Genomic DNA, 20,651 nt, shown 5'->3' with positions numbered 1-20,651 from the left:
TCACGGCGGTTCCACGGTAGGGAGACAGCCTTAGTGAACGCAAGCGTTCACTAAGGCTGAAAATATGTGCGCCGTACGCATGAGCGGGTCGGAGGTAGCGGGAGTGGTGGGTTCACGCCGGCCGGTGGCGGCCCCGGGGCGCAGGCGCGGACCCGAACTCGAACGGGCGATTCTCGACGCCGTGTTGGAGCAGCTGAGCACGGACGGCTGGAACGCCCTCACGATGGAGGGCGTCGCCTCGGGAGCGCAGACGGGCAAGGCCGCGCTGTACCGCCGCTGGCCCTCGAAGGCGGACCTGGTGGCCGAGGCGCTGCGGACGCGGCTGCCCCCGCTCGGCCGGATTCCGGACCTGGGGTCGGCGCGCGAGGACCTGTACGCGGTGTGCGTGCGGATGCGGGACGTCATGCGGTCGCGGGCCGGGCAGGCGCTGAGGACGGTGCTTCACGAGTGCGATCACGTCCATGCGGAGCGGTTCCGCGACCTGGTCCGGGCCGGGCTGTACGAACCGGCGCACGGGTTGATCGGTGAGCTGGTGACCCGTGGAATCGCCCGAGGGGACGTCCGGCCGGACGCGACCGGTCCGCTGCTCGTCGAGGTCATCCCGGCACTGATGATGTACCGCGCGAAGGTGTGCGGGAGCGAATGGAGGGACGCGGAGATCGCCGAGATGATCGACGGGGTGATGGTGCCGCTGCTCAGGGTGTGAGACGGGGCGGGGTGGGTGGCGCGGCGCCGAGGTGGCCGGGGCGCGGCGGGGAGGGGGCGGCGGCGCGGCGGAGAGGGGGCGGGGTGTGCAGGCGGCCCGGGGCGGCGTAACCTTGCTGGCGCCATGCCGTACGAAGCACCCACTCACACCGTCGAACGCTCCCTCCGAGCGACCACCGGCGCCAAGGTCATCGCCGGGGTCGACGAAGTCGGACGAGGGGCCTGGGCCGGTCCCGTCACCGTCTGCGCGGCGATCACCGGCCTGCGCCGGCCGCCCGCGGGACTCACCGACTCCAAACTGCTCACCGCCAAGCGCCGTGACGCGCTCGTCGGCGTCCTGGAGGACTGGGTCACGGCCTACGCCCTGGGCCACTCGTCCCCCGAGGAGATCGACGAGCTCGGGATGACCGCCGCCCTGCGCCTCGCCGCGGTGCGCGCCCTGGAGGCGCTGCCCGTGCGGCCCGACGCGGTGATACTCGACGGCAAGCACGACTACCTCGGTGCGCCCTGGCAGGTCCGGACGGTGATCAAGGGTGACCAGTCCTGCGTCGCCGTCGCCGCGGCCTCGGTGATCGCCAAGGTCCGGCGCGACCGGATGATGGCCGAGATCGGCGAACAGGGCGACGGAATCGAGGACTTCGCCTTCGCCGCCAACGCCGGATATCCCTCGCCCGTGCACCGGGCGGCACTGGAGGAGCAGGGGCCGACCGCGTACCACCGGCTCTCCTGGTCCTACCTCGACGCGCTGCCCCGCTGGAGCCACCTCAAGAAGGTGCGCCGCAGCGAGGAATCGATGGAGCTGGAAAGCGGAGGCCAACTCGGCTTCGATTTCTGATCGCACGCACGTGCCACCAACCGGTACGTTTCGCACCGGTGTTTGATAGATGTCAGCTCATGCCTCTCACCCCCACCCCCGAGGAGCCTCAGATTCACGAGAGTGCCCAGGGTCCCCGCGTCACGCCGGCCGCGAGCCGCAGCGCGCAGACCCCCCGCCCCGTACCCGGTCCGCGTCCCGCCCCCAGGCCCGCGCCGCCCGCGCCGCGGAAACCGCAGGCCACCCCCGTTCCCGTAGCCGCCACCGCACCTTCGGTCTCGGCGGCCGTCCCGCAGATCCAGCTGATCCCGGCATCCGCCGAGGGCGCGCTGGACGCGGCCGAAGAGGCCGTGGACCTGCTGCTCGACACCGGGCGGGCGCCCGGTGACATCCTGGTGCTCACCACCGGCGACCCGCACCCGTGGGCCGCGCACGAGCTGTCCTTCGGCGAGGCCGCGTACTGGGCCCTGCACGATGCCGGGGACGACGTCTTCTACGCGGACGCGGCGCAGGTGCAGCGCGCGGCCGGCCGTCCCGTCGTGGTCTTCGCGGCCAACGGCGGCCCCGTCTCGGCGGCCGCCGGAGCCCTGCCGGTCGCGCTCGCGCGAGCCGGTGCGCTCCTGATCGTGTGCGGCGAGCCGCAGCAGATCAACTCCGTGCTGGGCGCGGGCGTCTGACGCTCCGTACTCCCGCACGGTCGAGGGGCGGGGCAGGCCGCTGGCCGGCCCTGCCGAAGTCCGAGGCCTGACCAGCCGTACGCCCGTTCCGGGTGTACGGCCGTTGGTCGTTCCCGGGTACGCGGCCCTGCGTGCTCCGTGCGTCCGATGGGGCCGGGCTGCCGGTGCGGCGGCACGGACTCGGCGTGCGGCGGTACGGGCTCAGCGTGCGGCGGTGCGGCGCAGCGCCTCCGTGGCTCCGCCGCCGCTGCGCAGGGGGAGCGGGCCGAACTCGGACGGCGCATCGCCGAGGCGCTCGGGCCGGGACTCCGAGCTGGGGCTCCGGCCGCCGCGGCCTTCGCCCAGCACCTGCCAGCCGCCCCGGGTCAGGGTGATGTACGCGCCGCAGCGCAGCCCGTGCAGGGTGCAGGCGTCCCGCAGCCCCCACATCCAGGCCCCGTCCTCCTCGGTCCAGCGCTCGTCGCCGTCGCGGCAGAACAACAGCACGGCGGTCCGTACCGGGGTCCGACGCCGCAGGTCGTGCGGAATGACCCGGCGCAGCCGGGAGAGCAGGGCGTTGCGGTACTCCCAGCCGTCGGCCGCGGTGGAACGCTGCACGAAGGAGGCGCTGGCCACGAGCCGCTCCTCGGGCCCCAGGACGGCGATCACCGCCGTGGACGGACCGGGGCTGTGCCGTGAATGCAGTCCGCTGACGACCTCGCGCGGATTGCGCAGCAGGGGGACGCCCGAAGCCGTCCACTCGGAGGGTTCCAGCAGTCTGCCGTGCCGGCTGGCGCGGCCGGTGGCCATGGTCAGGGACGTGGTCGAGGGCGGGGCGAATCCGAAGGTCACGGTCCTCCCTTCGGGTACACGCCCGCGTACGGGCACAGCTGGAGTGCGGGCGCGCCGCGGCACGGCTCGGGAGAGCGCCGTCGAGCCGAGCGGGAGCAGCACAATTCTCGCGTGGCCCGTGAGCATGCGGCAACGAGCAATTGGAGCCGCCGACCGGAATTCGCCGGTATGCCGTTCATATCCTTGCCCCGCCACGCCGAAGATGACTCATTCGGTCCGGGCCGGAGCGCGGGCATCAGGGGAAACACCTCCTCGGCCGCCGGTCCGGCGCAGCGGTCGCGCGGCGGGGCGGACGGGTGGTGGGCCGCACGTCACGCTGGGTGAATTGGCCGATTGTCCTAGGCATCGGGTTGCATGGGGGCATGGACAACCTGGAGCTCCGCGCTGAAGCCGATGCCATCCTCGCTGAGCTGGTCGGTGCCCCGGGGGGCTCGGCGCGGCTGCGGGAGGACCAGTGGCAGGCGGTGTCTGCCCTGGTGGAGGAGCGCCGACGGGCCCTGGTGGTGCAGCGCACGGGGTGGGGCAAGTCGGCCGTGTACTTCGTGGCGACGGCTCTGCTGCGCCGTCGCGGCGCGGGCCCGACGGTGATCATCTCGCCGCTCCTGGCGCTGATGCGCAACCAGGTCGATGCCGCGGCGCGGGCCGGGATCCGGGCACGGACGATCAACTCGGCCAACCCGGAGGAGTGGGAGACGATCTACGGGGAGGTCGAGCGGGGCGAGACCGACGTTCTCCTCGTGAGTCCGGAGCGCCTCAACTCCGTGGACTTCCGGGAACAGGTGCTGCCCAAGCTCGCGGCCACGACCGGCCTGCTGGTGGTCGACGAGGCCCACTGCATCTCCGACTGGGGCCACGACTTCCGCCCCGACTACCGCCGGCTGCGCACCATGCTCGCCGAGCTCGCCCCCGGCGTGCCCGTGCTCGCCACCACCGCGACGGCCAACGCACGGGTCACGGCGGACGTGGCCGAGCAGCTGGGCACGGGAGGCGGGGGCGCCCTGGTCCTGCGCGGCCCGCTCGACCGCGAGAGCCTGCGGCTGGGCGTGCTGGAGCTGCCGAACGCGGCGCACCGGCTGGCGTGGCTGGGGGAGCGGCTGGGGGACCTGCCGGGCTCGGGGATCATCTACACGCTGACGGTGGCGGCCGCCGAGGAGGTCGCGGCGTTCCTGCGCCAGCGCGGGTACCCGGTGGCCTCCTACACGGGGAAGACGGAGAACGCCGATCGGCTGCAGGCCGAGGAGGACCTGCTCGCGAACCGGGTGAAGGCGCTGGTGGCGACGTCCGCGCTGGGCATGGGCTTCGACAAGCCGGACCTCGGGTTCGTGGTGCACCTGGGCTCTCCCTCGTCCCCGATCGCCTACTACCAGCAGGTGGGGCGTGCGGGGCGCGGCGTGGACCACGCCGACGTGCTGCTGCTGCCGGGGCGGGAGGACGAGGCGATCTGGGCGTACTTCGCTTCGGTCGGGTTCCCTCCCGAGGAGCAGGTCCGGCGGACCCTGGACGTGCTGGAGCAGGCGGGCCGTCCGTTGTCGCTGCCGGCGCTGGAGCCGTTGGTGGATCTTCGGCGGTCGCGGCTGGAGACGATGCTCAAGGTCCTCGATGTGGACGGCGCGGTCAAGCGCGTGAAGGGCGGCTGGGCCTCCACCGGGCAGCCGTGGGCCTACGACGCACAGCGGTACGAGTGGGTGGCCCGGCAGCGGCAGGCCGAGCAGCAGGCCATGCGGGACTACGTGTCGACCACGGGGTGCCGGATGGAGTTCCTCCAGCGGCAGCTCGACGACGAGAAGGCGACCCCCTGCGGCCGCTGCGACTCCTGCGCCGGGCCCTGGCTCGACCCCGCCGTGTCCCACGGCTCCCTCGAGGCGGCGACCGGCGAGCTGGACCGCCCGGGGGTCGAGGTCGAGCCCCGCCGCATGTGGCCCTCGGGCATGCCCGCGGTCGGCGTCGACCTCAAGGGCCGCATCCCCGTGGGCCAGCAGGCGGCCACGGGGCGCGCGCTGGGCCGGCTGTCGGACATCGGCTGGGGCAACCGCCTGCGCCCGCTCCTCTCGGAGCAGGCCGCGGACGGCCCGGTTCCGGACGACGTGCTGGCGGCCGTGGTGACGGTGGTGGCCGACTGGGCCCGTTCGCCGGGCGGCTGGGCCGGTGGCGCGATGGCCCGGCCCGTGGGGATCGTGGCCATGCCCTCCCGCTCCCGCCCGCAGCTGGTGGGCTCGCTCGCCGAGGGGCTGGCCCGGGTCGGCCGGCTCCCGCTGCTGGGCAGCCTCGCCTACACCCCGCAGGCCGGCGAGTACGGCGCGCACCGCAGCAACTCCGCCCAGCGGCTGCGCGCCCTGGCCGCCTCGTTCGCCGTCCCCGAGGAGCTCGCCGCCGCCTTGGCCGCCACCCCCGGGCCGGTCCTGCTCGTCGACGACTACGCCGACTCCGGCTGGACCCTGGCCGTGGGGGCACGCCTCCTGCGCCAGAGCGGGGCCGACGCGGTGCTCCCCCTGACCCTTGCCCTGGCGGGCTGAGGGAACACCGGCGCCCGGGGCACTCGTACCCCCATTAACGGGTGGTCCGTGGCAACCGTTCGCCAAGTCAAGACCGGACCCGGCTTCGTAGGATCCTCGGAGGAGGGTTGAGCCTCCTTTGCCGAAGGTGCAGCGCGGCGGACTATATACGGGGGTAAGCCGGGGTCATGGCAACGAAATTACTCGGGGAGAGTCATAGCCTGAAGGCCGTGGTCAACGGAGAGCAAATCCTGCGGGACATCCTCGGGGGTGAACCGGACCAGGGGCTGCTCGACTTCACGGCCGATGCCGGCGGGAATTCGCGATTGCTTGCCGAATGCGCGACCGGGCTCGTGGAAGAAGGGCTCGTGAAGGAGCTCGGCGGAACGGTCGGGCTGACGGAGCGCAGGGTCCCGGGTCGCGTGGTGGCGTTCGTGAAGCGTCTGCTCGGTGACCTCAGCATGGACTGTCAGCGATTCCTCAAGGTCGCGGCGGTCTTGGGCAGGTCCTTCATGCTGGAGGACGTTTCCAGAATGCTGGACAAATCCGCGGCCAGCCTGCTTTCGTCCTTGGACGAAGCGATTTCCTCGGGTTTCGTCGTCGCGGCGGAACATCAGCTCGTATTCCAGAGCGATTTCCTCCTGACGGGGGTCATCGAGTCGATCCCCGCTCCTGCTCGGGGTGCGTTGCAGCGCGAGGCGATGGGCCACTCCAGGAGGCACGCGCAGGCGCTCGACCGGCAGTTCTGGGTGGCCGGGCATCCGCTGTGGATGGCCGACCGTCCGGCCGACCCGCCCCAGGAGGCCGCGGGCGACTCGGGGGAGGTCTACTCGAAGCCCCACGGCCTGATCATGGACGGAAGGGCGACGGCCGGAATCCGCACGGCGGAGCGCGTCCTCTCCAGCTCCACGAGTTCGGTGTCCGCCCGGCTCGATGCGGAGGCCTCCGTGATCCTGGGGTACTCCCTGCTCGGCATGGAAGAGGCGGAGAAGCGCTCCGCGACGATCTTGCGGGAACAGGGAGCCGGGCCGGGCGACGTGGCCGGGCTGATGGCGCTGACGGCCCTCTCCAATGCCCGCTGGCGCGCGGGCGAGCTGGGAGAGGGGCTCAGCCTGGGCCGGGCCGCGGTGCGGTACGGCGAGGGGGTGGATCCCGTGTGGCGCCTTCACTTCCGGCTGGCACTGGCCGGGAAGCTCGCGAACCTGCGCGAGTTCGACAAGGCCGAGTCGCTGATCGACGAGGCGGAAGCCGGCCTGCGCGAACTGGGCACCCGCGTCTGGGACGCCGCGCCCGCGGCGATGCGGGCCCGGTTGTTCCTCCAGGCGGGACGGGTCGCGGACGCCCGCCGCCAGGCGGAGCTGGCGACCACCGCGGTCGGCCGGGACGCGGTTCCCCTGCTCCGGCCCCTCGCGTACTCGGTGCTCAGCACCATCCTGCTCTACAAGGGGGATCTGCCCGCGGCGACCGAGTACTTGAAGCGGGTGCAGGGCGAGTCCGAGACGGATCAGGCGGTCCTCTACTCACCGCAGTACGGCTGGACGGACGTGCGCATCGCGGTGAAGAGGGAGGGCCCGAGGGCGGCCGTCGAGCTGTTCTCCGACAAATACAGCCATCTGCCGACGCAGCGGAGCCTGTACATCGAGGATCCGGCCGCCGCCGCGTTCCTGGTCCGCCTGGCGCTGGACGTGGGGGACACCGACCTCAAGAACAGCGTTCTCGAAACGATCGACGGCCTCGCGGGCGACAACCCCGGCATTTCCGTGCTCGGCCTCAGCGCCCTGCACGCGAACGCCTTGGTGAGCGGTGATCCGGCCGTACTGTCGCGCATCATCGCGCAGTCGCCGGACCCGCTCTCGGTCGCCCTCGCGACGGAGGAACTCGCCAAGATCTACGGCGCGAAGGCCGGTCCCGCGCAGGCGAATCCCGAAGAGCCGGCGTCACCGCTCAATTCGGCGTGCTGGTCCGGTCTTTCCGACACGGAGCGGCGCATCGCGTATCTGGTGAGCGCGGGGATGACGAACCAGCAGATCGCCAAACGGGTTCACCTGTCGGCCCACACGGTGAATTACCACCTCAGGAAGATCTACCGGAAGCTGAACATCAACACCCGTGTCGAGCTGGCGCGCGGAGCCGCGAGCTACTCGAGCAGGGCCGCAATCTATTCGATCGAACCCGAGTAGGACGCGGGCCCTCACCTCGACCGTACGGGGACTGCGGAGTAGGCCGGATTCCGGGCCGGCCCCGCGTGCCGGGTGGGCAGCCAGCGGGTCAGTGCCGAGCCCACCGACATGCCGCCGCCGAATCCGGTGAGCAGGACCACGTCTCCGTCGGCGAGGGATCCTTCGCGGTGGGCGAGGTCGAGGGTGATGGGTACGGAGGCCGCGCCGGTGTTGCCGTAGGACTCCAGGGCCAGGTGGAAGCTGGCCTCGGGCAGTCCGAGCGAGGGCCAGACCTGCCGGAGCATCACCGCGTTCGCCTGGTGGGCGACGACATGGCGCACCTCGCGCGGGTCCAGTCCCGCGCCGGCCATCAGGTCTCCGACGGCCCCGGGCAGGTTGTCCTGCACGAACTCGCGGACCCGCCGGCCGTCCATCCGGAAGTACTGCAGGCCCTCGTCGAGCGTCCGGACGCTGGTCGGGGTACGGCTGCCGCCGGCCGGGACGCTGATCAGCTCGTGCTGATCGCCCCGGGTGAGCAGCGAAGTGGCGAATATGCCGCGGTCGTTCGGGGCCGGGCCGAGGACGACGGCCCCGGCGCCGTCACCGAACAGGATGGCGGTCCGGCGGTCGGAGTAGTCGAGGATCCGGGAGTAGACGTCCGCGCCGATGACCAGTCCGTAGCGGTCGCCCGGCTCGGTGCAGAGCATCCGCTCGGCGACCGTCAGCGCGTACACGAAGCCGCTGCACACCGCGTTCAGATCGAAGGCCGCCGCGTTCACCGCCCCGAGCCGGTGCTGGACGATGCTCGCCGTGGACGGCTGCGGGTGATCGGGCGTGGACGTGGCGACGACGATGTACGCGAGCTCCTCGGGGCCGACACCCGCTTGTTCGAGAGCCCGGACGGCAGCGGCCGCGGCGAGGTCGGAAGTGGCCTGACCGGGATCCGCCCGGCGACGGCTTCGAATTCCGGTCTTGCGGACGATCCATTCGTCCGTGACCCCGGCCCGTTCGGCGATCTCTTCGTTGGAGACTTCGGTCGGTGGGAGGTACGCGCCGGTACCGAGGATTCCGATGGATCGGATGGATCGGATGGTGACTCCCGTGGTGAGGGGGCGGTTCGCATGACTGCCCGGCGTGGAGAGCACAAATTCACGGCCCGTCAAGGGATGCATGACCTCTCCGTGTTGTCCGGACCGTCAATCGAAATCAGTCGGCTCATCGTGACACGAGATGCACCCGTATTTCCCTGACGCGGAATGTCTCACTCGCTTGGGTGGGATCCTGCCCGCACGCGTACCGCTCCTACTGCGCCCACTACTCGGTTGAGTAGTGGGCAGGTTGACGCCCCGTGGATAACATCGAAGCATGCCGATCCGTGACGCGATCTCGGCGAATTCGCGCAACTGCGAGTGCAAGTACGAGATTGATTATGAGAGTGACCGTCACCTCGACCGGGAGATGAGAGCATGACCGTCAGTTATCTCGGGGCAGCCGTGGATACGACTGCCATCGACGCCGTGATCAGTGACTTCTTCGGCCAGCGCCGAGCCGAAGCCGACGCGCTCGGCCAGGACTTCGCGGCCGTGGTCGCGGAGCTGGAGAGCTACGTCCTGCACGGCGGAAAGCGTGTCCGGCCGGTCTTCGCCTGGCTGGGCTGGATCGGTGCCGGCGGCGACCAGGACGATCCGGGCGCCACGGCGGTGCTGACCGCCTGTGCGGGGCTCGAACTGCTGCACGCGTCGGCCCTGATACACGACGACATCATCGATGCGTCCGACACCCGCCGCGGTCGTCCCGCCGCACACGTGGCCCTGGCCGCGCGGCATCGGACCCGGCGCTTCTCCGGCGATCCCGAGGCCTTCGGCACCGGAACCGCCATCCTGGTCGGGGACTTGGCCCAGACGTGGTCCGACGTCATGGTCCGCGCATCGGGGCTGCCGGCGGAAGCCCAGACCCGGGTCGGGCCGGTGTGGTCCGCGGTGCGCTCGGAGGTCCTGTACGGCCAGCTGCTCGACGTGATCAACCAGGCGAGCGACGACGAGAGCGTCGACGCTGCGCTGCGCGTCAACCAGTACAAGACGGCCTCCTACACGGTGGAGCGCCCGCTGCAATTCGGTGCCGCGATCGCCGGCGCCGGGACGGACCTCGTCGCCGCCTACGGGGCGTTCGGGGCGGACATCGGGATCGCGTTCCAGCTCCGGGACGACCTGCTGGGCGTGTTCGGCGACCCGACGGTGACGGGAAAGCCCTCGGGCGACGACCTTCGAGAGGGAAAGCGAACGGTGCTGCTCGCGACGGCGCTCGAGCAAGCGGATGAATGCGATCCGCAGGCGGCGAGGTTCGTCAGGGCGAAAATAGGAACCGAGCTCTCCGAGAACGAGATCGACGCCCTGCGGGACATATTCGTCCATGTCGGTGCGGTGGATCGGATCGAGCGCCAGATCGCGCACCGGACCGACCGGGCCATGGGCGTACTGGAATCCAGCAGCGCCACCGCCCCCGCAAAGGAACAGCTCGCCACGATGGCGATCAATGCCACGCAGCGAGCTCGCTGATGACACTGACGAATGCGCAGACCTATCCCGACCGCACCGTCGCCGCGGGTGACACGGACCTCGACGACGGCCGGATCGGATGGGGGCGCGCCCACGCGAAGGCCATTCTGCTCGGCGAGCACGCCGTCGTGTACGGCGCTCCGGCGCTGGCCATTCCGGTCCCGCAATTGCCGGTGACCGCGACCGCCAGGCGATTGAGGTGCTCCGACGAAGGAGCGGACAGGATTTCCTTCGCCCTGGCGGGGCCGGGGCCGGGGGCGGTCACACCGCTTGCCGCGGACGGCCTGCGGTGCCTGCTCCCGGACTTCAAGGCGATCACGGGTGTCGACGGCCACGTGTGCGTCGACGTGATCATCGACTGCGCGATCCCGCAGGGCCGCGGGCTCGGCTCCAGCGCCGCCTGCGCCCGGGCGGCCGTGCTGGCCTTGGCGGACCTCTTCGACCGCCGGCTGGACGCCCGCGAGGTGTTCGATCTCGTGCAGGCTTCGGAGAAGGTGGCGCACGGCAGGTCGAGCGGCATCGACGCGCTCGCCACCGGCGCGACGTCCCCCCTCCTCTTCCGCTCCGGCGCTGCCCGGGAACTGCCCGTCCCCATGCCGGGGTACGCCCCCGCGCATTCCGCCGCTCAGCCCCCCGCGCAGGCCCCCGCTCCTTCCCTCGAGCGGACCGGCGGCGACGCCGACGAAGGCCCGTCCTACGCGTTCGACGGGCTGTTCGTCCTCGCGGACAGCGGGGTCAGCGGCAGCACCAAGGAAGCGGTCGAGCTGCTGTGGCGGAAGTTCGAGCGCAGCGCGCAAACGCAGGCGGACTTCATCCTCGGCGCCTCGCGCCTGACCCGCGCCGCCGCACGCGACCTCGCGCACGGCCGAACGAGCGACTTCGGCGCACGCATGACAGAAAACCACAAGCTGCTGCACGAGTTGGGGCTCAGCACGGACCGGATCGACGGGCTGGTCGACGCCGCTCTCGCGGCCGGCAGCCTGGGCGCCAAGATCAGCGGCGGCGGACTGGGCGGCTGCGTGATCGCGCTGGCCGCAGAGCCGCGCCAGGCGGAGGCGACCGTCCGCAGCCTCCACGAAGCCGGCGCCGTCCGTACCTGGGTAGTCCCGATGGGAAGGTTTGCAAACCATGACGATTGACCACAACTTGGGACTGGCGGAGCCGACGGAAGAGGCGGGGTTCGCGGAACTGACAGGACCGACAGGATCGACGGGGCCGCAGGAGAGCCTTCTCGGCCCCGGGTCGACCGCCGTCGCCCATCCCAACATCGCGCTGATCAAGTACTGGGGCAAGCGCGACGAGCAGCTCGTCATCCCGTACGTCGACAGCCTGTCGATGACCCTGGACGTCTTCCCGACGCACACCACCGTCCGCCTCGACCCCGAGGCGCAGACCGACGGCGTCATCCTCGACGGAAGGCCCGCGGAGGGTGAGCCGCGCCGCCGCGTCGTCGTCTTCCTGGACCTGGTGCGGGAGTTGGCCGGGCGCACCGAACGGGCCGCCGTCGACACCCGCAACGCCGTCCCCACCGGGGCGGGCCTGGCCTCGTCGGCGAGCGGGTTCGCCGCCCTGGCCGTCGCCGCCACCGCCGCGTACGGGCTGGACCTCGACCCGACCGCGCTCTCCCGCCTCGCCCGGCGCGGCTCCGCCTCGGCCTCCCGGTCGATCTTCGGCGGCTTCGCCCTGTGCCACGCGGGCCGGGGCGTCGGCGAGGCGGCGGACCTCAGCTCCTACGCCGAACCGGTGCCCCTCCCCGACTTCGACCCCGCCCTGGTGGTCGCCCTGGTCAACGCCGGCCCCAAGGCCGTGTCCAGCCGGGCGGCGATGCGGCGGACCGTCGAGACCTCCCCGCTCTACCAGGCCTGGGCGACGTCGAGCAAGGGCGACCTGACCGACATGCGCGCGGCGCTGCTCCGCGGCGACCTCGAAGCGGTGGGGGAGATCGCGGAGCGCAACGCCCTCGGCATGCACGCGACGATGCTGGCCGCGCGGCCGGCGGTGCGCTACCTGTCGCCGGCCACGGTGGCCGTCCTCGACGGCGTCCTGCAGCTCCGCAAGGACGGCGTGGCGGCCTACGCGACCATGGACGCCGGACCGAACGTCAAGGTGCTCTGCCACCCCGAGGCCGCGCCCCGGGTAGCCGAAACGCTGCTGGCCGCCGCCCCCGGATGCTCGGTGCTCACCGCCCGGCGCGGGCCGGGAGCCCGGCTGCGTACGGCGGACGAGCAGTGACCGGTACGAGAACCGTGACCCGGCACGCGCCGGGCAAGCTGTTCATCGTCGGCGAGTACGCGGTGGTGCAGCCGGGCCACCCGGCGATCCTCGCAGCCGTCGACCGGCAGGTCGCCGTCACCGCATCGGCGGCCCACGGCGGCGGTGCCGACGTAGTGATCGCTTCCGACCTCTGCCCGGGAGAGGCGCGACTGCGCCGGGGTGACGGCGGGCTCGCCGCACTCGGCGCGGACGACGAACAGCGCGTGCGGGACGGTCTCACCCACGTGGTGTCGGCGATCGAAACGGTCGACGGGCTGCTGGCCGAGCAGGGCCTGTCCGCACCTCCCGTCCACCTCTCGATCACCAGTCGCCTGCACCACGAGGGAACCAAGCTCGGCCTGGGATCGAGCGGCGCGGTCACGGTCGCCTCGGTTTCCGCCGTGGCCGCGTACTACGGCTTGGAGCTGTCGCACGAGGACCGGTTCCGGCTCGCGATGCTCGCGACGGCGCGGCTCGACGCCCGTTCCTCCGGCGGCGATCTCGCCGCGAGCGTCTGGGGCGGATGGATCGAGTACCAGGCGCCCGATCGGGCCGCCGTACTCGACCTGGTGCAGCGCCTGGGCATCGAGGAGTCGCTCCGTACGCAGTGGCCGGGGTTCGGAATACGACGGCTGCCGTCGCCCCGTGGTCTGGCGGTCGAAGTGGGCTGGACCGGCCGGCCGGCCAGTACCTCTTCCCTGGTCGGGAGCCTCGGACGGCGCGCGTGGCAGGGCAGCGCGTACCAACGGAGCTTCCTGGAACGCAGCGACAGCTGTGTGCGCGCCTCGGTCGACGCACTCGAACGGGGCGACGGCCCCGAGCTGCTCCGGCAGGTCCGGGGCGCCCGCCGGATCCTCGCCGAACTGGACGAAGAGGTCCGGCTCGGCATCTTCACCCCCACGCTGACCGCGCTGTGCGATGCCGCCGAGACCGTAGGCGGGTCGGGGAAACCATCGGGTGCCGGGGGCGGCGACTGCGGCATCGCGCTGCTGGACGCCACGGCGGAAGAGGCCACGGTGCACGAGCAGATCGCGCACCTGCGGAAGGGATGGGCCGCCGCAGGGGTGCTCCCCGTGCCGATTCATCTCCAGTCGACGAAAGGGAGCGCAGCATGATCGCTGAGCGCAAGGACGACCACGTGCGGTTCGCCGCCGAGCAACAACGCCACCTGGGCGGATACAACCAGTTCGACGAGGTGTCCTTCGTCCACCACGCCCTGGCCGGCATCGACCGCTCCGACGCGTCGCTGGTCACGCGGTTCGGCGGCATGGAATGGAAGGTGCCGCTGTACATCAACGCGATGACCGGCGGCAGCACGAGGACCGGCGCCATCAACCGCGATCTGGCGATCGCCGCCCGGGAGACCGGCGTGCCCATCGCCACCGGCTCCATGAGCGCGTACTTCGCCGACGAGGCCGTGGCCGACACCTTCAGCGTGCTGCGCAGCGAGAACCCGGACGGGTTCGTCATGGCGAACATCAACGCCAACGCCTCCGTGGAGAAGGCGCGACGGGCCGTGGACCTGTTGCGGGCGGACGCCCTGCAGATCCACCTCAACGTCATCCAGGAAACGGTCATGCCGGAGGGCGACCGCTCCTTCTCCTCCTGGGGACCGCAGATCGAGAAGATCGCGGACGGAGTCGGCCCCGACGTCCCGGTGATCGTGAAGGAAGTCGGCTTCGGACTGAGCCGCGAAACCATCTCGGCGCTGAGCGACATGGGCGTGCGCGTGGCCGACGTCGCCGGCCGCGGCGGCACGGACTTCGCGCGCATCGAGAACGACCGGCGCAAGCACGCCGACTACGCCTACCTCAACGGCTGGGGCCAGTCCGCTCCCGCCTGCCTGCTGGACTCCCAGCACGCCGCCATCCCGGTGCTGGCCTCCGGCGGGGTCCGCAACCCGCTCGACGTGGTGCGCGGACTGGCGCTCGGCGCCGCCGCCGTGGGCGTGTCCGGAGGATTCCTGCGGACCGTCCTCGACGGCGGCCCGTCCGCCCTGATCACCCAGATCACCACCTGGCTCGACCAGGTGGAAGCCCTGATGACCGCGCTGGGCGCCCGCACCCCGGCCGATCTGAGCCGGTGCGACGTACTGGTCCACGGCGACCTGCGCGCCTTCTGCGCCGACCGGGGGATCGACACCCGCCGGCTAGCCACCCGCTCCCACTCCCGCTCCCACTCCCGCTCCCGCTCCCACGACACCGCTCACGAAACGGTTGGAGAGATCCGATGAACGACACGCACGCGGTCGCAGGCGTTCCCCTGAAATGGGTAGGCCCCCTCAGGATTTCGGGGAACGTGGCGAACGTCGAGACAGAGGTCCCGCTCGCCACGTACGAGTCGCCCCTGTGGCCCTCCGTCAACCGCGGGGCGAAGATCTCCAGGCTGGTCGAGCAGGGCATCGTCGCCACCCTCATCGACGAGCGGATGACCCGCTCGGTGCTGGTCACGGCCCAGGACGCGCAGACCGCGTACCTGGCGGCGCTCGAGGTCGACGCCCGGTTCGACGAGCTGCGCGCCGTCGTCCGCACCTGCGGCCGCTTCGTCGAACTGATCGGGTTCCGCCACGAGATCGTTGCCAACCTGCTCTTCCTGCGGTTCGAGTTCAGCACCGGCGACGCCTCCGGGCACAACATGGCGACGCTGGCCGCGGACGCGCTCCTGAAGCACATCCTCGGCGCCATTCCGGGGATCGAGTACGGCTCGATCTCCGCGAACTACTGCACCGACAAGAAGGCCACCGCCATCAACGGCATCCTCGGCCGCGGCAAGAACGTGGTCACCGAGCTGCTCGTACCGCGCGAGATCGTCCGCGACGTGCTGCACACCTCGGCCGGCGCGATAGCCGAGCTGAACGTGCGCAAGAACCTGATCGGCACCCTGCTCGCCGGCGGCATCCGCTCGGCCAACGCCCACTACGCGAACATGCTGCTCGGGTTCTACCTGGCGACCGGTCAGGACGCGGCCAACATCGTCGAAGGCTCCCAGGGCGTGACCGTGGCCGAGGACCGGGACGGCGACCTGTACTTCTCCTGCACCCTGCCGAACCTGATCGTCGGAACGGTCGGCAACGGAAAGGGACTCGACTTCGTCGAGGAGAACCTGACGCGCCTGGGCTGCCGCGAGGAGCGCGAGCCCGGCGAGAACGCACGGCGGCTCGCGGTCATGATCGCGGCGACGGTGCTGTGCGGCGAGCTCTCCCTCATGGCCGCGCAGACCAACCCGGGCGAACTCATGCGGGCGCACGTCGCACTGGAGCGCACGAACTCGACCACGAAGATCGGACGGTAGAGATGCCCAGGGACCTCGCGGTCGGAATCCACGACCTCTCCTTCGCCACCGGCCAGCTCGTCCTCACGCACGAGACGCTGGCCGCCCGCAACGGCACCGAGCTGGGCAAGTACCACGTGGGCATAGGCCAGCGGTCGATGAGCGTGCCCGCCGCCGACGAGGACATCGTGACGATGGGGGCCGTCGCTGCCGCCCCCATCCTCGCCCGGCACGGCGCCGACCGGATCCGTACGGTCGTCTTCGCCACCGAGTCCTCCGTCGATCAGGCGAAGGCGGCCGGCATCCACGTGCACTCGTTGCTCTCGATGCCCTCCGCCACCCGCGTCGTCGAGCTCAAGCAGGCTTGCTACGGAGGGACCGCGGCCCTGCAGTTCGCCATCGGGCTCGTCCACCGCGACCCCTCGCAGCAGGTCCTCGTGATCGCGAGCGACGTCTCGAAGTACGAGCTGGACCAGCCGGGCGAGGCCACCCAGGGGGCCGCGGCGGTGGCCATGCTGATCAGCGCCGACCCCGCTCTGGTGCGCATCGAGGAGACGTCGGGGGTGTTCACCGCCGACATCATGGATTTCTGGCGGCCGAACTACCTCACCACCGCCCTGGTCGACGGGAAGGAGTCCGTCTCCGCGTACCTGCAGGCCATGGACGGTGCGTGGAAGGACTACACCGAGCAAGGCGGCCGTGCGTTCGACGAGTTCGCGGCGTTCTGCTACCACCAGCCGTTCACGAAGATGGCCCACAAGGCGCACCGGGCCCTGCTCGAGAGCTGCGGGCGGGAAGTCGACGAGGCCGAGGTCGTCCGCGCCGTCGGGCAGACGACGGCCTACAACGAGGAGATCGGCAACAGCTACACCGCATCCGTGTACCTCGGGCTGGCCGCCCTGCTCGACAACGCCGACGATCTGACCGGGCAGGCCATCGGCCTGCTCAGCTACGGGTCGGGCAGCGTCGCCGAGTTCTTCGCCGGAGTCCCGGTCCCGGGCTACCGCGCGCACCTGCGGTCCGAGCAGCACCGCGAGGCGATCGCACGGCGCCGGGACATCGGCTACGCCGACTACCGGGAACGCCACCAGCAGGCCTTCCCGGTCGACGGCGGCGACCACCCCGCGCCCAGGGAAACCACCGGGCCGTACCGGCTGGCCGGGCTGTTCGGGCACAAGCGGGTGTACGAGCCGAGGTAGTCGAGGTAGAGGTAGCAGCAGGTTGCCGGCGGTGCCCTATGGCGCCGCCGGTTCGCCGCTGTCGGGAGTTATCCACAGGGGTTTCCGGATCCGGTCGGACACGGGACCTTCGGGACATGACGAACAACAACCACGAAGCGGCACGTATCCCGTCCGACTCCTCGCCCTCGTCCGACCCCTCGTCCACCGGCTCGTCCGGAGGCGTCGACGCATCCCGGATCACCCTGCGCAGTCCGGCCGAACTGGCCGACGCGCTGCCCTACATGCTCGGCTTCCATCCGAGCGACTCCCTCGTCATGGTCGCCGTCCACGGGGAGGCCGGCCGCTTCGGCGGCCGGCTCCGGGTGGGCATTCCCGCGGCCCCCGACGAGTGGGAGGACACCGCCCGGCAGGTCGCCGACTGTCTGATCCGCGGCAGCGTGCGGCGCGGATCCCGGCCCGACGGCATCATCGTCTTCCTCTGCCAGGACCCGCAGCGCGGCGACAGCGCGCAGCGGGTGATGACCAGGCTGCGCCCGCTCGCCCAGCGGATCCGGCTGGCCTGCGGAGCCCTGGACGTGCCCGTACTGGAGGCCCTGTGCCTTTCCGCCGGGCGGTACTGGTCCTACTGCTGCCCGGACGGGCGGTGCTGCCCCGCCGAGGGCACCGCGCTGGCCGCGCCGGGCACTTCGGTGATGGCGGCCGCGGCCACTTTCGCCGGACTCCAGGTACGCGGCTCCCTCCGGGAGATCGAGCGCAGGCTGACACCGCTGCGCGGGACGGTGGCCGACGAGATGGAAGGGGCCCTGGACCGGGCTGCCGTCGCGCTGGTGCCGAAGATCCTCGACGGGGCCACCCGGGAGGAAGTGGGGGCCGAGACCGTCCTGCTCGCCCGCGCGCTGATTCAGCGCATGACCCTGGCGCCGCCGTCCGAAGGCGGCCCCGGAGCCGATGCCTGGGACGACGGGCTACTGGGCCACGACGAGGCCGCCTCGTTGATCCTCGGGCTCCAGGACCGCGAGATCCGCGACATCGCCGCCGAGTGGATGGAGGGCGAGGAGGCGGCCCCCGCCCTGCGGCTCTGGCGCGCCCTGGCCAGGCGCTGCGTCGGGGCCTACGGGGAGCACGCGGCGGCTCCCCTCACCCTGGCGGGCTGGGTCTCCTGGTCCACGGGGGACGAGCCGACGGCCAGGATCGCCCTGGGGATGGCCCTGCGGGCGGACGACGGCTATCGCTTCGCGCAGCTGCTGCACCATGCCTGCAACGAGGGGATCGACCCCGAGGGGCTGCGGGAGTGCCTGCGGGAGGAGCGGCGGCGCCGGGAGCCGCGCCGAGGGCGCCTGCCCTCAGCACCCCGGCGGGCGGGCTCCGCCACCAGGCCGCCCGGCCGCCCGGGCAGGACGGGCAGGGAGAGCAGCCGCCGCGAGTCCGGCAGCACCGCGGGGAGCGAGCAGTGAGGCGCGGGTCCGTGCTCCGGGGGTGGCTGCGGGGAGGGGCGCGAGCGGTCTTCAGGCGGCCGCCCCCGCGAAGGCCGGTGCTCCGCCGGGCGCAGCCCCCACCGGGGCCCGTGACCCGGGCGGGGGCGGGGGCGTTGCGCTGGGGGGTGGTGGGGATCCGGCCGCGCCGCCGCCCAGCCGATCCACCCGGAGCGCAGACAAGGCGACCCATGTCTCACCCCGTACCCCCCGCCCGCGTAGCCCCCACCCGCAGGGCCGACCTGCCGCCCGTGCACGGTGCCGTCATCTGCGTCTCCGCGCCGTGCCTGGTCATCTCGCCCGAGCACGGCCAGCTCACCGGGCGGGGGGTCGACGGGATCTACCGCGCCGGGCTCCGGCTGCTGTCCCGCTGCGTGCTGCGCGTCGCCGGCCGGGACCCGGTCGCGGTCCAGGGCCGCAGCCTCGGCGCCGACCGGGCCTCCTTCACCGCGACCGTCCGCACCGGAGCGGAGCCCGGTCCCGACCCCGACGTCGGGGTCGAGCGGATCCGGCACGCCGACGGCACCGAGCGGATCACCCTGCGCAGCTTCACCGGCCGGCCCCTGCGGATCCCGGTGGAGGTCTCGCTCGGCACCGATCTGGCGGAGCTGGCAGACGTGGCCGCCGGCCGGGACGAGCCGGAGCTGCCCGCAGCGGTGCACGCCGCCGGGCTGCGCTGGACCAACGGCGAGGCCCAGGCCGTCACCGCGGCCGAGCCGCCTCCGGACGACGCCCTGGCCTCGGCCGGGCTGCTGCGCTGGCAGCTCGAACTGCGCCCCGGCGAGTCCCGCACCATCGAGCTGCGGACCACCCGGGACCGAGGAGCCCGGGCCCCCGCCGGACAGGTGGCCAACCCGCTGTCCGACGACGCCCGCGCGGAGGGCGACGACCCGCGGGCCGAGGCATGGCTGCGCACGAGCGTGCAGGACCTGGGCGCCCTGCTGCTCAGGGACCCGAAGCAGCCGGCCGACAGCTACGCGGCGGCCGGAGTGCCCTGGAGGCTCGGGCTGGCCCCGGCGGAGTCCCTGTGGGCCGCCCGCATGGCGCTCCCGCTCGGCACCGGACTGGCCGGTGCGACCCTGCGGATCCTGGCCCGGACCCAGACCGCGGGGCGGGGCGCCGACGCGGGGAAGATCCCGGGGCCGCTCCGGGGAGCGGGGCCGCAGCTGCCCCCCGGGTGCACCGGGACCGAGGCGACGCTCGCCTTCCCCGCGGTGCTCGCCGAAGCCCGGCTCTGGGGGATGCCCGAGGCGGAGGCGGACCAGCTGCTCCCCGCCGCCGAGCGGTGCCTGGAGTGGATCCGGGGCGCCTTCGGGGAGGACGGCTTCGTGGCCGATCCCGATCCGGGACCCCGGCGCTGTGAAACCCAGGCCCACGCCCATCGCGCCCTGCTCCTCGGGGCCGACCTGCTCGCCGGGTGCGGTCGGCCCGGAGCCGAGGAGTGGCGGGACCGGGCGGCCGCGCTGCGGGAGCGGTTCGCGGCCTGCTTCTGGGTGGACGGCCCGGACGGAGGCCGGCCCGCGGCGGCCCTGCATCCCGACGGGCGGCCCCTGCCCCGGCTGACGGGGGCCGCCGCCCACCTGCTGGACACCGGGCTGCTCGGCGGCGGCCGGCTCGCGCGCGGACTCCTCGACCGGGTCCGCACCGAGCAGCTGGCACGGCTGCTGGGAGCCCCCGCCATGGATTGCGGCTGGGGGTTGCGCAGCATGGCGGTCCGGGAGCCGGGGCACAACCCGTTCGGGTACCGCTCGGGCGCGGTGCGACCGTACGAGAGCGCGGTCGCCGTGGCCGGCCTGGCCCAGGCGGGCTTCGAGAAGGAGGCCACGGGGCTGCTCCGGGGCCTGCTGGACGCGGCGGAGGGCTTCGGGTACCGCCTCCCGGAGATGTACGCGGCCGAGCAGCGCACCGAGGGCAGTGCTCCGCTTCCGCATCCGGCGGCCTGCCGGCCGGCGGCGGTCGCGGCGGCCGCGGGGATCCACGTACTGACCGCGCTGGCCGGTATCCGTCCGGACGCCCCCGCCGGCACGGTCGCCCTCGTCCCGCTCCCCGGTGCTCCGCTCGGCGGGCTCCGCCTCTCGGGGCTGCGGGTTTCGGGGGAACCCTTCGCCGTCCGGATCAGCCGGATGGGCCTGGGCATGGTGGAGGAGGCCGCCGATGCACTGCAACTGGGCGGGTAGGAGGCGCCCTGCCGAGCGGGCCGCACCAGGTCGGGGCTTCCGGTTCCCGGGTCCGAAGATCTCCA

16 protein-coding genes are annotated in these 20,651 nt (G+C 72.4%); 14 read left to right on the top strand and 2 right to left on the bottom strand.

The annotated features are described in order from the left end of the window. Positions 1-79: 79 nt before the first annotated feature. From ACE1OC_RS11250 to ACE1OC_RS11240, 3 genes are all read left to right on the top strand, one after another. The gene (locus ACE1OC_RS11250; protein WP_407836921.1) at positions 80-706 is read left to right on the top strand and encodes a TetR/AcrR family transcriptional regulator; all 627 of its coding nucleotides are present in this window, start codon (positions 80-82) and stop codon (positions 704-706) included. Between the two features lie 123 nt (positions 707-829). Next, complete coding sequence (locus ACE1OC_RS11245; RefSeq protein WP_407836920.1) at positions 830-1,540, top strand: ribonuclease HII; 711 nt, start codon at positions 830-832, stop codon at positions 1,538-1,540. 59 nt (positions 1,541-1,599) lie between these two features. Then, positions 1,600-2,196 carry a hypothetical protein gene (locus ACE1OC_RS11240; RefSeq protein WP_407836919.1) on the top strand — a complete coding sequence of 199 codons (597 nt, stop codon included), beginning with the start codon at positions 1,600-1,602 and terminating at the stop codon, positions 2,194-2,196. 201 nt (positions 2,197-2,397) lie between these two features. On the opposite strand, the gene ACE1OC_RS11235 is transcribed toward ACE1OC_RS11240, so the two are convergent. Then, entirely contained in the window at positions 2,398-3,027 is a 630-nt protein-coding gene (locus ACE1OC_RS11235; protein WP_407836918.1) for a hypothetical protein, read from the bottom strand. Positions 3,028-3,389: 362 nt separating this feature from the next. On the opposite strand from ACE1OC_RS11235, the gene ACE1OC_RS11230 reads away from it, so the two are divergent. Together ACE1OC_RS11230 and ACE1OC_RS11225 are read left to right on the top strand one after the other, a co-directional pair. After that, positions 3,390-5,540, top strand: a complete 2,151-nt coding sequence (locus ACE1OC_RS11230) for a RecQ family ATP-dependent DNA helicase (protein WP_407836917.1) — start codon at positions 3,390-3,392, stop codon at positions 5,538-5,540. Positions 5,541-5,749: 209 nt separating this feature from the next. Beyond that, positions 5,750-7,699: a LuxR C-terminal-related transcriptional regulator gene (locus ACE1OC_RS11225; RefSeq protein WP_407836916.1), complete on the top strand. Its 1,950-nt coding sequence runs from the start codon at positions 5,750-5,752 to the stop codon at positions 7,697-7,699. Between the two features lie 11 nt (positions 7,700-7,710). Here ACE1OC_RS11225 and ACE1OC_RS11220 read toward each other — a convergent pair whose 3' ends face one another. Next, positions 7,711-8,850, bottom strand: coding sequence for a 3-oxoacyl-ACP synthase III family protein (locus tag ACE1OC_RS11220; protein WP_407836915.1), 1,140 nt, complete (start codon positions 8,848-8,850; stop codon positions 7,711-7,713). Positions 8,851-9,144: 294 nt separating this feature from the next. On the opposite strand from ACE1OC_RS11220, the gene ACE1OC_RS11215 reads away from it, so the two are divergent. From ACE1OC_RS11215 to ACE1OC_RS11175, 9 genes are all read left to right on the top strand, one after another. Then, the gene (locus tag ACE1OC_RS11215) at positions 9,145-10,233 is read left to right on the top strand and encodes a polyprenyl synthetase family protein (RefSeq protein ID WP_407836914.1); all 1,089 of its coding nucleotides are present in this window, start codon (positions 9,145-9,147) and stop codon (positions 10,231-10,233) included. Next, complete coding sequence (locus tag ACE1OC_RS11210; protein ID WP_407836913.1) at positions 10,233-11,372, top strand: mevalonate kinase; 1,140 nt, start codon at positions 10,233-10,235, stop codon at positions 11,370-11,372. The genes ACE1OC_RS11215 and ACE1OC_RS11210 overlap by 1 nt, the downstream gene beginning before the upstream one ends. Then, a complete protein-coding gene (gene mvaD, locus ACE1OC_RS11205) occupies positions 11,362-12,465 on the top strand; it encodes a diphosphomevalonate decarboxylase (RefSeq protein WP_407836912.1) in 1,104 nt (367 codons plus the stop codon). Before ACE1OC_RS11210 ends, mvaD begins: the two co-directional genes overlap by 11 nt. After that, entirely contained in the window at positions 12,462-13,601 is a 1,140-nt protein-coding gene (locus tag ACE1OC_RS11200) for a phosphomevalonate kinase (RefSeq protein WP_407836911.1), read from the top strand. Before mvaD ends, ACE1OC_RS11200 begins: the two co-directional genes overlap by 4 nt. Continuing rightward, entirely contained in the window at positions 13,598-14,719 is a 1,122-nt protein-coding gene (gene fni, locus ACE1OC_RS11195) for a type 2 isopentenyl-diphosphate Delta-isomerase (protein WP_407836910.1), read from the top strand. The genes ACE1OC_RS11200 and fni overlap by 4 nt, the downstream gene beginning before the upstream one ends. Next, positions 14,716-15,777 (top strand): hydroxymethylglutaryl-CoA reductase, encoded by a 1,062-nt coding sequence (locus tag ACE1OC_RS11190; protein ID WP_407836909.1) that lies wholly within the window; start codon positions 14,716-14,718, stop codon positions 15,775-15,777. Before fni ends, ACE1OC_RS11190 begins: the two co-directional genes overlap by 4 nt. Before the next feature lie 2 nt (positions 15,778-15,779). Next, positions 15,780-16,955: a hydroxymethylglutaryl-CoA synthase gene (locus tag ACE1OC_RS11185; RefSeq protein WP_407836908.1), complete on the top strand. Its 1,176-nt coding sequence runs from the start codon at positions 15,780-15,782 to the stop codon at positions 16,953-16,955. Between the two features lie 116 nt (positions 16,956-17,071). Continuing rightward, positions 17,072-18,391: a DUF4192 domain-containing protein gene (locus ACE1OC_RS11180; protein WP_407836907.1), complete on the top strand. Its 1,320-nt coding sequence runs from the start codon at positions 17,072-17,074 to the stop codon at positions 18,389-18,391. 209 nt (positions 18,392-18,600) lie between these two features. Then, on the top strand, positions 18,601-20,586 hold the full coding sequence (locus ACE1OC_RS11175; RefSeq protein ID WP_407836906.1) for a glycogen debranching N-terminal domain-containing protein: 1,986 nt from the start codon (positions 18,601-18,603) through the stop codon (positions 20,584-20,586). Positions 20,587-20,651 lie beyond the last annotated feature (65 nt).

The sequence above is a fragment of the Streptomyces stoeckheimensis genome, from assembly GCF_045822005.1.
Lineage (GTDB): Bacteria > Actinomycetota > Actinomycetes > Streptomycetales > Streptomycetaceae > Streptomyces > Streptomyces stoeckheimensis.
Note: the sequence above shows the minus strand (reverse complement) of the source record. Positions and strands in the feature narration are given on the sequence as shown.